The 12860-nt window shown below is 68.8% G+C and carries 12 protein-coding genes and 1 pseudogene; 8 read left to right on the forward strand and 5 right to left on the reverse strand.

Going from position 1 to position 12860, the window contains the following annotated elements; genetic code table 11:
• The first annotated feature begins 47 nt into the window (after positions 1 to 47).
• Positions 48 to 752 (forward strand): 2'-5' RNA ligase family protein, encoded by a 705-nt coding sequence (locus O3Q52_RS00690; protein WP_269646795.1) that lies wholly within the window; start codon positions 48 to 50, stop codon positions 750 to 752.
• Here the strand turns inward: O3Q52_RS00690 and O3Q52_RS54085 are convergent.
• Positions 633 to 1259, reverse strand: coding sequence for an ATP-binding protein (locus tag O3Q52_RS54085; RefSeq protein ID WP_332112829.1), 627 nt, complete (start codon positions 1257 to 1259; stop codon positions 633 to 635). The genes O3Q52_RS00690 and O3Q52_RS54085 overlap by 120 nt on opposite strands.
• A 144-nt stretch (positions 1260 to 1403) precedes the next feature.
• Here O3Q52_RS54085 and O3Q52_RS00695 point away from each other — a divergent pair, with 144 nt between their 5' ends.
• From O3Q52_RS00695 to O3Q52_RS00725, 7 genes and pseudogenes are all read left to right on the forward strand, one after another.
• Positions 1404 to 1808: a hypothetical protein gene (locus O3Q52_RS00695; protein ID WP_269646796.1), complete on the forward strand. Its 405-nt coding sequence runs from the start codon at positions 1404 to 1406 to the stop codon at positions 1806 to 1808.
• Positions 1805 to 1984: a hypothetical protein gene (locus O3Q52_RS00700; RefSeq protein WP_269646825.1), complete on the forward strand. Its 180-nt coding sequence runs from the start codon at positions 1805 to 1807 to the stop codon at positions 1982 to 1984. Before O3Q52_RS00695 ends, O3Q52_RS00700 begins: the two co-directional genes overlap by 4 nt.
• Positions 1985 to 2174: 190 nt before the next feature.
• Positions 2175 to 2366: an FxLD family lanthipeptide gene (locus tag O3Q52_RS00705; protein ID WP_269646797.1), complete on the forward strand. Its 192-nt coding sequence runs from the start codon at positions 2175 to 2177 to the stop codon at positions 2364 to 2366.
• An 80-nt stretch (positions 2367 to 2446) separates the two neighbouring features.
• Positions 2447 to 5500 carry a lantibiotic dehydratase gene (locus O3Q52_RS00710; RefSeq protein WP_269646798.1) on the forward strand — a complete coding sequence of 1018 codons (3054 nt, stop codon included), beginning with the start codon at positions 2447 to 2449 and terminating at the stop codon, positions 5498 to 5500.
• Positions 5497 to 6516, forward strand: a complete 1020-nt coding sequence (locus O3Q52_RS00715; RefSeq protein WP_269646799.1) for a lanthionine synthetase C family protein — start codon at positions 5497 to 5499, stop codon at positions 6514 to 6516. Before O3Q52_RS00710 ends, O3Q52_RS00715 begins: the two co-directional genes overlap by 4 nt.
• 242 nt (positions 6517 to 6758) lie before the next feature.
• Positions 6759 to 7982, forward strand: a complete 1224-nt coding sequence (gene fxlM, locus O3Q52_RS00720) for a methyltransferase, FxLD system (protein WP_269646800.1) — start codon at positions 6759 to 6761, stop codon at positions 7980 to 7982.
• Positions 7982 to 8257: pseudogene (locus O3Q52_RS00725) on the forward strand (transposase); the annotation flags it as partial. The gene fxlM and the pseudogene O3Q52_RS00725, both read left to right, overlap by 1 nt.
• A 76-nt stretch (positions 8258 to 8333) precedes the next feature.
• Here the strand turns inward: O3Q52_RS00725 and O3Q52_RS00730 are convergent.
• The 4 genes from O3Q52_RS00730 to O3Q52_RS00745 form a co-directional block, all read right to left on the reverse strand.
• Positions 8334 to 10112, reverse strand: coding sequence for an SAVED domain-containing protein (locus tag O3Q52_RS00730; RefSeq protein WP_269646801.1), 1779 nt, complete (start codon positions 10110 to 10112; stop codon positions 8334 to 8336).
• Positions 10109 to 11578, reverse strand: coding sequence for a ThiF family adenylyltransferase (locus tag O3Q52_RS00735; RefSeq protein WP_269646802.1), 1470 nt, complete (start codon positions 11576 to 11578; stop codon positions 10109 to 10111). Before O3Q52_RS00735 ends, O3Q52_RS00730 begins: the two co-directional genes overlap by 4 nt.
• The gene (locus tag O3Q52_RS00740) at positions 11575 to 12579 is read right to left on the reverse strand and encodes a nucleotidyltransferase (protein ID WP_269646803.1); all 1005 of its coding nucleotides are present in this window, start codon (positions 12577 to 12579) and stop codon (positions 11575 to 11577) included. The genes O3Q52_RS00735 and O3Q52_RS00740 overlap by 4 nt, the downstream gene beginning before the upstream one ends.
• Before the next feature lie 92 nt (positions 12580 to 12671).
• Positions 12672 to 12812: a hypothetical protein gene (locus O3Q52_RS00745; RefSeq protein ID WP_269646804.1), complete on the reverse strand. Its 141-nt coding sequence runs from the start codon at positions 12810 to 12812 to the stop codon at positions 12672 to 12674.
• Positions 12813 to 12860 lie beyond the last annotated feature (48 nt).

A 12860-nucleotide genomic window follows, 5' to 3' on the forward strand; every position in this document is an offset into this window, starting at 1 on the left:
GGTGTCGTCGTGCTCCGGGGCAGTGTGAAGCCGAAGGAGTACGTCGGGTGCCCCTGCTCAGCGCCGATCCTGCCGCGTTCCCCGCCGAGCCTCCCGCCGACACGCACGATCCGGCGGTCACGGCGGCCCACGACTGGGCGGCGTTCCGCGCACTCGACGAGATGACCGACCACTGGGCACGCCCTGGTTGGGCGGACGGCAGCCGGGCGTACTACTGGATGCTGACCTTCCCGGACGAACAGCCGCTCGCTGCCCTCGCCCGGCACTGCCAGGAGCAGCTGGCGCCCCTCGGCCTCGACCTGGTACCGACGGACGGACTGCACATCACCCTCGCCCGCGTCGGCAGGCCGGACGCTGTCGTCCCCGACCAGCTGGACAGCCTGGCGCGGGACGCCGAGGCGCTCGTGCCCTCCGCTTTCTCCGTACGCGCCATTCCGTTGGCTGGCTCCCGCGGCGCCGTCCGCCTGTCCCTCGGCCCGTGGGAACCCCTGCTCAGGCTGCACCACGCGCTGGCCAAGGCTGGAAGCAGCGCCGGTCTCGCTCCGACGAAGCCGACGTCGGCCTTCCGCCCGCACCTGAGCCTCGCCTACAACAACCGCCGGCGTCCCGCCGCCCCCGTCGTGGATGCGGTTTCAGGACTCCGCGTTCTTCCGCCCGTCGAACTCTCCGTGGCTGCCGTCCAGTTGGTGGAGCTCCGCCGCGAGGGGCGGACGTACCGTTGGGACGTGCGAAAGAGCGTCTTCCTCGGGTAGCCCGCCGGCATCCAGAAGGAGGAGCACGACCACTTCCTTGCCGATCGCGGTAGGCCGGACCGACCACCCGGCCGCCAACTCCTCGACGAGCAGCAGTCCGAGACCGCTGTCCGTCAGATCATCCAGCCCCTCGTCCGCCGACCGTGTCCGGACTCTGGAGACATCCCGCCCCGCGTCATGGAACCGCAGCACCGCCACGTTCCGGTAGACCTCCACGCACATGCAGTCCGGTCCGCCGGCTGTGTGTCTGACCGCGTTGCCCACCAGCTCCGAGGCGACCAGAACGGCGTCGTCGACCTGCTCTGGCGAAACGCGCCCCTCAAGGGTCTCGCGTACGTGCCTGCGCGCGAGGCCCGAAGGCTCGGCGCAGTCGGCCAGTTTCACCCAACGACGCCGTACTGGTGTCCGCCTGCAGAGGCGCTCTTCATCCACCGCGTCCATCGCCACTTCTCGTTTCCCGTAGGCACTGGACCGATCAGCCTCGCGACCCATGAGCCGCGGCGGCATGCCGCCGCCCCGCCTCTTCGCGGGCTGCCGGACGGCGGACAAACGGCGTGCTGACGGCGTACCGCCGCCGACTGCTCCCGGCGAGGCTCTTCTCCGAGGCGCCGGCCCTTGGCGTCTCGGCACGGTGGCTGGAGGTAACGCGGAATGAGTAGCAGTGTGAGGCAGACCGCACCACACGAGGTGCCCCAGGGCACACGCCTGGTGCTCTACGCCTGCCTGCCCGCGTCGCTCGGTAAGGCCGCCGACCACAGCGTGGCCAGCACACGGCGGTACGTCACCGATGCCGGCTGGGAGACGGTCGAGACGCACGTCGACCGGGCGGCGCCGTTCGAGAGCCGAGCCCTGTGTGCGGGCTGGCACAACGCTCTGGCCGCAGTCGAGCAGGGGAGGGCGGCTGGGATCGTCGCCCCCTTGCTCGTGATGCTGGGTCATCTGGAGGAGGACAGGACGAACCTCGCCGCGTGGCAGGCCCGGACTGGGGCGCTGATCACAACGCCGTGGGCGGTCGTCGACGCTGCCGACTCCGTCGTCTTACGGAGGGCGGCGTGATGACCACCGTGCGGCAACGGTCTCTCCGACAGCTGCTGAGCCAGGTCGGATGGGTGTTGCGGCACCCGGCGAGATATGTCGCCCGGTTCGGCTTCGGCGCCTTCCAGGTGCTGTTCCTGCCCGTCCTGGTGACTGGTGCCACGTTGACCACGCTCTACACGGGCCGGATTCAGTAGCTCCGGCTCGTGTCATCAGCTCCCTTCTCCGGACGCTCCGAATCCATCTCCCCCACGGAGTCCGGTCAGTCCGGAGAGGGGTCGCACCGCAGTGTGCGAACGCAGGATCCCGGCCCGGCTGGGCGATGCCGCACGCCGGTCGGGCAGCACGACGAACCGTTCGGATCGCTCCGATAGAAGAGGAAGTGCGATGACCGCAACCACACTCAGCCCGATCACGACCGCCACCGCCGAGGCGTCCGTCCCCGAGATGCTCGCCGATCCGTTCGACTTCGACTTGACCATCGTCACGGAGATCGACGCCGACCTGCTCCCCAAGGCGTGCGACACCGGGGACGGATGCAAGCCGTCCTGCGCCTCGTCCTGCGCGAGCGCCGTCTGACGGCGACTTGCGCGCGGGGTCGGGGGCGGTGTCGCTCCCGACCCCGCCCGTTCACAGCACTGATGGCGGAGGCACTGGAAATGGGAAGCGACGGAAAGCTCTACCAGCACACGGGCGCGGCCCTGCTCCGGGCTGCCGCGATGCCGTTGACGGATCTACCGGGCTGGTGGCCCGATCCGTCCGACACGGACGCGTGCGTCAGGTGGCTCACGCAAGTGTGGACCGACGCGCGGTTCGCCGACGCCGTCCGGCAGACGAGCGGTGATCTCGCCACGCGCGTCGACGCGATCTGCGCCGGACAGCCGGCACGCCCCAAGCAGGTCCGGCGTGCCGCCATGGCCACCGTCCGCTACGTGCTGCGCGCCGCCGGGCGGCCGACTCCGTTCGGCCTCTTCGCGGGGGTGGCCCCGGTCAGCGTGGGCTGCACACCGTACGTGAGGTGGGGGGAGACGCACCGGGCCGTGGTGCGGGTGGACACCGAGTGGCTGGACGACGTCATCGTCCGTCTGGAGGGGTGCCACGACCTGCTGGAGCGTCTGGACGTGGTCCTGAACAACCTGGCGGTGCGTCGCGGCGGACGCCTGCACGTTCCGCACGGCGGGCCGATGGGGGCCACCGTCCGACGCACCAGCGCGGTCCGTGTGATCGAGGACGCTGCGCGCGGGCCGGTCCGCTTTGCGGCCCTCGCCGAGCAGTTGGCCGCCTCCTTCCCCCGAACTGAGCCGAAGACCATCGGCACCCTGCTCGGCGCATTGGTACGCGAGAAGTTCCTGATCACCAGCCTGCGCGCGCCGATGACGGACACCGATCCGCTCGCCCACCTGATCGCGCGGCTGCACGGCGCCGACGCGGACACGGTTCCCGAAGCCGCACAGCTTCTGCACGAGCTCGAAGCGGCGCACCGTGCCGTACACGAGCACAACCGACTGCCTGCGAACCGCCAGGAGCCTCAACGCCAGCAGCTGGCAGCGCAGTTGCGTCGGCTCTCCGACGCGGGCCGAAGCCCTCTGGCTGTCGATCTGCTGCTGGACGCGGAGGCGCGGATCCCCGAGAGCGTCGCGCAAGAGATGGAGAGGGCGGCCGATGTGCTGCTGCGGTTGACGCGTCGGCCGACGGGCCAGGGCGTGTGGAAGGAGTACCAGGTCGCATTCTGGGAGCGGTACGGCACCGGCACGCTTGTGCCGGTGAAGGAGGTCGTCGACCCGGCGGCCGGGCTCGGCTACCCGGCCGAGTACCCCGGCAGCCGCATGACCGCGCCGCCACCGGCGCTCTCCGGGCGTGACGAGCGGCTGCTGGCACTGGCCTGGCAGGGACTGGCCGACGGCAGCAGGGAGATCGTCCTCACCGACGAGCTGATCGACCGCATTGCCGACGATGGGCCGACCTGGCAGGACGCACCGCCCCACGTGGAGATGTGCGCGCGCCTGCACGCCGACAGCCTGTCCGCCCTGGAGCGCGGGAACTTCATACTCACGGTGACACCGGCACGCTCCGCAGGAACGCTCACCTCCCGGTTCACTCCGGTCGCCACCGGCACGGGACTGGAAGAGTTGTACCGCCAAGTCCCCGCGGGCATTGAGAACGCGCTGACGGCGCAGCTGTCCTTCCCGCCGTTGTACCCGCACACCGAGAACGTCGGCCGCGTCCCCGCGTATCTCCCGCACGTGATCCCGTTGGGCGAGCACCGCGGCCTCGACGACACGGCGCCAACACTCATCGACGTCGACGACCTCGCGGTCACGGCCACGCACACCCGCCTGTACCTGGTCAGCATCTCCCGCCGCCGTGTGGTGGACCCGCAGGTCTTCCACGCCATGGCCCTGGACAAGCAACCCCCGCCCCTGGCCCGCTTCCTCGCTCACCTGACCCGCGCCTTCGGCCCTGCCTGGACGGGCTTCGACTGGGGGCCGCACGGCGCACGGTTGCCGTTCCTGCCGCGCGTCCGCTACAGGCGGGTGATCATCTCTCCCAGCCGCTGGAACCTGACCGCCGACGCGCTGCCGGGCCGTGGCGCGGACACGGGGGAGTGGGCGAACGCCCTCGGCCGGTGGAGGAAGCAGTGGCACTGCCACGGTGCCGTCGAGCTGAGGAAGGACGACCGGACGCGGCGACTGCAGCTCGATGTGCCGGCCCACGCCGCTGTCCTGCGTGCCCACCTGGACCGGGAAGGCCAGGCCGTGCTCACAGAGGCGCCGCCTGAGGAGAGCTACGGCTGGATCGGCGGCCACGTCCACGAGATCGCCTTGCCGCTGACCAGCACCCGCCCGCCGGCCCCCGACCCGCTCTCCGGCTTTCTCCCCGTGCTTGCCAACAGCACCCTCGGACCCGTACCGGGGTCGGGGCAGGCACCCTGGCTGAACACCAAGATCTACACCCACCCCGACCAGTTCGAGGAGTTGATCGGTACTCACCTCGCTGGGCTCGTGGCCCAGCTCCCCGACGGACCGGAATGGTGGTTCGTCCGCTACCGTGCCCCGCACGACCTCGACCACCTGCGCCTGCGCATCCGCACCCGTAGCCCCGGGCAGTACACCGGCTGCACCGAGCTGGTCGCCCAATGGGCCGCCGGGCTGCGCCGCGAGGGGCTCAGCAGCAGGCTCGTGTTCGACACGTACACCCCGGAGATCGGCCGTTACGGCCCCGGCACCGCCCTGCGCAGTGCCGAGACGGTGTTCGCGGCTGACTCGGCCTACGTGCTCGCCGCCCTGCAGAGCCTAGGAACCGACGGCATGGACCGTCGCGCGCTCGCCGCGGCCGGCATGGTGGATATCGCTTGCGCCTTGCTCGGCCCCGACGAGGGCATGCGGTGGCTGACGAACCGCCCTGCTCCTCCCGCCCACGTCGAGCGAGGCGCCGGCGACCAGGCCATCGACCTCGTTCGCCGCAGCACGCCACGTGCCCGCGGCTGGGGTGACTCGCTCGCTCAGGCGTGGCACCGGCGTGCCGTTGCCTTGGCGCTGTACCGCGAACGCCTCGCCGAGAGCATGGACCTCGACTCCGTCCTGGAGTCTCTCCTCCACATGCACCACAACCGTCTGCGCGGCCTGGATCGGGAGGATGAAGGGATCTGCCGACGCCTCGCACGGCAGTCCGCCGTCGCGTGGGCCGCCTGGCAGGGGGAGAGCAGTCGATGAACAACGGCGAGCTGCTGACACCCACCAGGCCGGGCTTGGGCCAATCGCTGTACTCAGGCGCGGCGGGAGTCGCCCTGCTGCATGCCGTCAGGGCGCACACCGGTGAAGAGGACCTGGACGCGTTCCGGCCGTGGGCCGCCGCCATGCTCAAGGGGCCGATCCAGGCAGTCCCCGAAGCGTGCGGACTCTACGAGGGCGCCCCAGCTGTCGCCTACGTCCTCAACTTCTCGCACACGAACACTGCCGCGCGCTCCCTGGCGACTCTGGACAGGCACCTCGCCGATGTCACTCACCACCGCCTCGGGCGGGCACACGCCCGCATCGACCGCGGCGCCCTGCCTGCCCTGGGCGAGTACGACCTCATCAGCGGACTGACTGGGCTGGGCGCGTACCACCTGCACCGCGGCAACCAGACGGAACTACGAGACACCCTCGCCTACCTGGTGCGGCTGACTGAACCGATCACCCTCGACGCGCAGCCACTGCCAGGCTGGTGGACCAGTGACAGCCCCGATCTGCAACCTTCGCCACGATGGCCTGGCGGACACGGCAACCTCGGCGTCGCCCACGGCATCGGCGGACCACTCGCGCTGCTGGCCACGGCTCTGCGCCGCGGTCACACGGTGCCTGGACAGACTCAAGCCATCACCCGGATCTGCGACTGGCTGGATCGCTGGCGCACCGGTACCGGCTCGCGCGCCTGGTGGCCGGGCCTGATCACCCGAGATGAACACCGGCGCGGCAAGCTCCAAAGCCCAGGACCGACACGTCCCTCTTGGTGCTACGGCACCCCTGGCATCGCCCGCGCCCAACAACTCGCTGGCCTTGCCCTCAGCGACCGCGCCCGGCAACGCCAGGCTGAGCAGGCCCTCTCCGGATGCCTGACCGACGATCGGCAGCTCGCCCAGCTGACCGACGCATCCCTCTGCCACGGCTGGGCGGGGCTCATACAGGCCGTCTCCCGTGCCGCCGCCGACGCCATCGACGACGACTCGCGTCGCATCTGCCGCACCTGAACGCCCGGCTCGACGAGCACCTGGACCACAACGGACTACCGCCCGGCCCCGGTCTCATGGATGGGACGGCAGGCATCCACATGGTTCGCCTCACCGTCCCCGTCAACACGGCGGTCTCGGTCCCCTGGGACCACTGCCTGCTCCTCGCGGGATGACGTCGCGATCGACACCCGCCCACCAGAGCGAATGAGTACGCTCTGCCCGCGCCGTACGCACGGCCGGGCACCTTCCGAAAGGACGCGATGAACACGGACACCGGCGCCTCCCCTGAGGACCTGCGCAACCGCCTGGTCGACGCCATCCTGCAACAGGACCCCTCTGGCCTTCGCGACGCACGCGTCGAAACCGCCATGCGGACCGTACCCCGCCACGCCTTCCTCCCCGACGCGCCCCTCCAGGAGGCGTACGCCAACAAGAGCGTCACGATCAAGGAGAACCCCGACGAGGACGCACTCCCGCTGAGCTGCGCATCCCAGCCCGATGTTGTGCACTTCATGCTGGTCCAACTCGCAGTCCGCGAAGGGGACAACGTCTTCGAGGTCGGGGCCGGCACCGGCTACAACGCCGCCCTGCTCAAACACCTCGCCGGACCGTCGGGGCAGGTCACCACGTGCGACATTGCCCCCGATGTGACCGCCTACGCCCGTCGGATGCTGGATGCGAACGGATACGGTGACGTTCGCGTGGTCACGGCGGACGGTGCCCTCGGCGCCGAGGAGTTCAGCCCCTACAACCGCATGATCGCCGCCGTCGGCATGTGGGACCTCCCCAGAACCTGGTGGGACCAACTCGCCGTCGGCGGACGCCTCGTGGTCCCGCTGCGATGGCGCGGGCTGTCGCGGTCCGTGGCCTTCCGACGCGAGAAGGACCGGATGACGTCCGACTCCGTGAAGATGTGCGGCTTCCTCCCGGTGATCGGCCAGGACGGAGAGCGGAACGACTACATCGACGACGACCGGCTCGTCAGGCTCTACTGGGACGAGGACCAGCCCATCGTCCCGGAACTCCTGCGCGACGCCCTTACCCGACCGAAGTCGGTCGTCTGGACCGACGCAATGGTCGGCCCCGTCGAGTCCTTTGACGGCGTATGGCTGCGCCTGAGCGCCACCGAGCGAGCGACCTGTCGTATCACCGCGAAGCCCGCAGCCATGGAGGCCGGCCTTCACCGCCCCGCCTCACCCGCCCTGAGCCCCGCCCTCGTCGAGGGCGACTCGATCGCGTACCTCACCCTGGAGCGCGCTGCCGAAAACGTGGGTGCCGAACCCCGGTTCCGACTCGGAGCTGTCGGCTACGGCCCGTCCGGTGCTGATCTCGCCGAACGGATCTGCACGCAGATCCGTGCTTGGAGCCCGGCCAGGACCGTTGAACCCGCGATCATCGCCTACCCTGCGGACACACCGGACAGCGAACTCGCCGACGCGGCCGTGATCGACCGGCCTTCCGTGCGGCTTGCCATCACCTACTGATGCGGGCGGGCGCGGTCGCCCAGGCTGGCCGCGCCCATCGAAGAGAGACGGCGCAGGGGCCCTGTACTGACGCCCTCCACCAGGCCCGCAAGGAGCAGAAGACCGTCCAATGGAAAGAGCGCTACAAGATCCGCGCGGGCATTGAAAGCACCACCTTCGAGGCCGTCCTGGCACATAGTCTGCGTAGATCCCGCTACTGCGGCATGGCCAATACCAGTCTCCAGCACCAGCTCACCGGAGCCGCGATCAACCTCGTCCGGATCAACGCCTGGCTCAACAACATTCCCGTGGTGCACTGCTCCAGCCAGGCGGAGCAAGACCGGCTGGCACGCTGCGTGTGCATCGCCACGCCTATTGGTCGAGCAGGACCTCGGTGATCGGTCCGCCAGTGACACCTGGCTCAAGCACGAGAGCTGGGGTGTAGCGGGGCCTCCCAGGGGTCGCACCGTCCCACTCGTAGACGACGGTGCGCAGTGTGTTGAGGTATCGCCCTACGAGTAGAGCCATCGTGTAGGGGCCGTGGAAAGCGAGATGCACCTCCGCACGGCCGCTGTGTGCGGCAAGCGCTTTGATCTGTTGCGCGGCAGCCGTGCTGAGGCGTGCGGCCTCGCGCGGGTCGAGTCGGTCTTCGCCGGCGACGGAGATCACGGCGGCCGCGGCGAAGCCGTCGCTGGACTCGTGCAGGAGCTGCTCGAATGCGGTCTGATCTGGATTGGCAGTCAGGCTGAGGAAGATCGCGACGCGGTCGTGGCTGTCGGGTGTCTGCGCTTGTTCGAGGTCAACTGGTTGCGTATGAAGTTCGCTGGTCAGTGGGTCGTCACCACTTTCTGCAGACGTCCACTGAGCGCCGCGGGTGTCGACCACCTCGACATTGCCGATCTTGGTCTCGGGCAGGGCGGCTCCCAAGGCCAGGGCTACCGACAGGTGAGCTCCGCCAAAGACGCGTACGGTTTGCACGCCGGCCGCATAGACGGCGTCGCTGGTCAGGGGCAGTGTGGTCTGCAGGAGCTGAAGTCCCTCTCGCAACGGCAGACGCCCGTCGCTGGCGGCCCTGATGCGGATGTGCAGGTCGTCCTCGCCCGCGTCCATGGCGAAGGGCGCGGGGCGGGTCTGGACTCGGATCGTGAAGGCGCGGTTCTGGCTGTGAATGGCGGGCTTGCGTTGTTCGACTCGGTGCATCAGCAGGTCGCGCACGATCTCGCTCTCGCCGGACGGCTGGAGCATGTTGCTTTGCTTCTTGTCGGCGAGGGTCCGGGAGGGAGCGATTCTTAGGAGTCGGTCCGGTGCGTCGTAGTCGCACCGTGTATCGCTTCCCGCTCTGGCGGTCTTGTTCGCGATGCACAGGCTGAAGGCGGGGTCCTCGTCCAGTTGGAGCAGTCGAGGCAGCTCACGTTCTCGGACGATGTCGCTGTGGACGATGTCCGGTGTCACGACGAGCACGGCTGCTGAAAGCCCTTGGGTCAGGGCTTGTTCGAGGCGATCGGTCGTTGTGCCCGCGCGCAGGTCGGTATGGTCTCTCCACACGACGAGACCGGCCGCCCTGAGCAGGTTCTCGATCGACTCGGCCTGCGGGGACCCGTCAGACTGCCGGTAGGAGATGAACACCGCGCCGTCAGGCCGGACTGCGCCCTTGGGCAGTGGCCCCAGCGCCTTGAATCTCTGCGGTGGCGGAAGGACCGTTGCTGCCTTGCTGGTGACGCGTCCCCATCGTTGGCGCCGGGTGATCAGTCCGGAGAAGGGGTCCGTCCCGCCGGGAGCGTAAACGAGGAGTGCGATCGGGCCGTCGTGCTCCCGGGCCATTGCCCGCATCGCGGCAAGGTCCATCGGGCTCGGTCCGGACGGTGCGGGATGGCTGTGCCACTCGCCGACGTAGCCGGTTGGATCGTCGTCCGCTCGCTGGGCCAGGAACTCTGCGAGGAGCGTGTTCGCCTTGACGTCATCGCGCACGTACCTGTGGGTGGACGCTCCTTGTCCGTCGACCACGAGGGCATGGGTGACAACGACGTTGGCGTCTTCCTGATAGCCGAGGAGGATGCCACCCGTTTCCCGCGGCAGCTGCTGCGCGGTCGCGGACGCGATGACCTCGTATGCCTCCTGGCGCAGCTCGATCCGTGGTGCCGGCCGGGTCACTGGTGGTGGCTCCCTTGTGGTGCGGAGTGGAGGTGGCGCGTCTCCCCTGCAGGATGGAGGGGGCGGTCCACGAGGAGTCCGACGGCGTGGCGGACGGTTGCCGCTGCTGCCTCGATCACCGCGTGGGGCGGCGTTGGGGAGATCGGGCTTCCGCAGCCTGCTTCGAACAGTTGCGGTGCCTCGGTGTCGGCTCTGGTCGTCGAAGGCGGCAGCGGTGCTGCGGCGTCGATCGGTGGCAGTACGTCGATGCGATAGGTCCTGCCGTCGTTTTGAAGCGCCGCAGACAGGACCCGTGTGCCCAGTGTCAGGGCGCTTACATGCAGGAGCGCGGTGGTGGCGAAGTCGGCGGTGGCGTTCACGACGAGGTCGTGGTTCCGCAAATGGTCGACCGCGTCGGCACCCGAGGTAAGGGTGCTATTGATGGTGTCGATGCCTGCGGCCAGCGCCTCGTTGTGCCTGACGAGGTGTCGCTTGACCGCTTCGGCTTTCGGCAGTCCGACTGCGTCGGGGCCGACGAGGTGGCGGACGAGGTTTCCCGGCATGACCACATCGTCGTCGATGAGAGTGAGGTGACGGACACCGGAGCGCACCAGCATGTCGGCGATGAACGAGCCCAAAGCGCCGACGCCGACCACGGCAACCTTGGATTCACGCAGTTCGGCAGCGAGGACGCCTGCGCGAGCGGACCGCGCGGCCTCGGTGTCTGCGCCCGAGCGCAGACGTGTGACGGCCGTGCCGCCCTCCTTCGTGGGTGCTACGTCCAGCACGATCGCGCCCTCGTGGGTGCCTCGTCGGTAAACCAGCACGACGACCGCGACCGACTGCTGGCGAATTCTGCGGTCCAGATCCGCGTTCGAGCCGAGCCGGGCACAGATGTCTGCCCAGGTTCGCGGCGGCACGTCGACTTCGCCGAGATCGGCCACGTACCCAAAGCGGTCCTTGCTGTGCTTGAGGGCCTTCCTGGGACGGATGCCGTGCCTGATCCGCATCGTGTTGTTGCTGGCCGGGCTGAAGCGGACGGAGCGGTTGAGGTACTGGCCGAGGTCGTCGTAGAGGTAGAGGCGCCGGTCCGCGGACTGATGGAAGTACCGGTCGAGGTCGAGGTCGGGCCGATCGTCCGTCCATCCGGTGTCCGCGTGCTCGAACCACGCTGTGACGTGTTCGAGGAACGCCGGTGCCTCCATCCACCACAACCCGTCGTGATCTTCTTCAGCAACCAGGCACAGCGCGCCGTCCGGGTCGCGGTGCCAGGACCAGGGCACCGCGTCGTGATCGACCGGCACCACCCTCGGCGGCCGAAACGGGAAGCGGGGCGGCAGGTCGATCACGACGCGGGTCGTGCCCGCAGAGTGCGGGACCGGTCCTTCCCATCCTGCTTCAACCTCGCTGAACCCGGCGCGGATCAGGCCTTCCTCGAAGTGCTGCCGCGCGTAGGCGACGTACTCGTCGAAGCTGACAGAGGTCACCCGAAGGTCCTCTTGCCGGCAGGCACGACGCGGGCGCCGGGCGAGATCGCGGATGCCTTCTTGCTGCCGTCCTCGTTGAAGCCGGGGGGCATCGGGAAGACCGTGTCTCCATCGCCGTTCGTTCCCAGCAGTTTCCGGAATGTCAGCGCGGCCTTGCCCGCGTCCTCCTCGGCGAGCGCAGCTTCTGCCGACGCTGCGGCGTCGGTGAACCGAGTACGCGCGGTGTCCAGTTCGTCGTCGGTCGCGCGGATGCGGATGGTGTGTCCGGGCAGGGTGGGGTCGGTCACCGCGATGCCGTAGGTCACGAAGCTATCTATGATCTTGCTGACCTCCCGGAGGGCAGAGACGTAGTACTCCGCCTGGTCGTCGCCCGAGACTGCGCCTGAGGCGAACGCCTGGTAGGCGGCCATCTCGATGAAGAATCCGCCGGGTTTCTTCGTGCCGAGCAGGGCGCGACGCGTCTGGCGAAGCAGTTTGACGGTCGGTACGTAGTACTCGTCGTGGTCCGCGTTCATCGTGCTCGACAGGTCCGTCAGCCCGTCGGGGTTGGTGCGCACCCACTCGTTCTCGTCGCCCTTCTGGGGGATCTCCCACGTTCCGTCGCCGTAGGGGCGGGCGGGCACCGCGTCGACGTAGAGGTCATATTCCGGGAAGGAGACCTGCAGGCTCCGGTCCTGACGCTTGGTGCGCCGGTGCCCGTCGGCGTCGGTGCCGAACTCTGCATGCAGGACCTTGAAGAACCTGTCGAGGATGTCCGTCGACGTGACGTCGCTCGGAACATCGGGTAGGCGCACGAACACGTCGACGTCCTTGATCCTGCGGATCGACACGTTGCGCTTGTAGGAGCCGATCAGTACCGGGCTGACGCCGTACTCGGCGAGCTTGGACTCAGTCTTGAGGGCGTCACGGACGAGGCGATGCGCCTCTGGCGCGTTGGTCTTGTCGTCGCCGGGCTCGATGGAGCTCAGCGCGTCCTTGAACTGCTGCTTGAGGTGAGCCATCGGGCCCTCCGGTCCTGGTTGTGACTGCATTGGTCTGCTGAGCGTGCCTCACACCACTGACAATGCGAGGTCGGTCGGGAGGGGCTGGCGGCCTACTTCTTCCTGCCGCCCTTGCCGGTGCTCTCGTTGGTCGTTGTCTTCGGGTGCCGCTTCACGGTGGCCTGCTTCACGAACCGGCCCGTGATGGCACTGCGGCCCCGCTTGCCGTTGGATGCGCTGCTCTTGCCTGCCATGGGCTGTCCTTCCGATCTCCTGCGGTGGTCTGCGGTAGCACAGACCAC

It is taken from the genome of Streptomyces sp. ActVer, assembly GCF_027270795.1.
In the GTDB taxonomy this organism is placed as follows: domain Bacteria; phylum Actinomycetota; class Actinomycetes; order Streptomycetales; family Streptomycetaceae; genus Streptomyces; species Streptomyces umbrinus_A.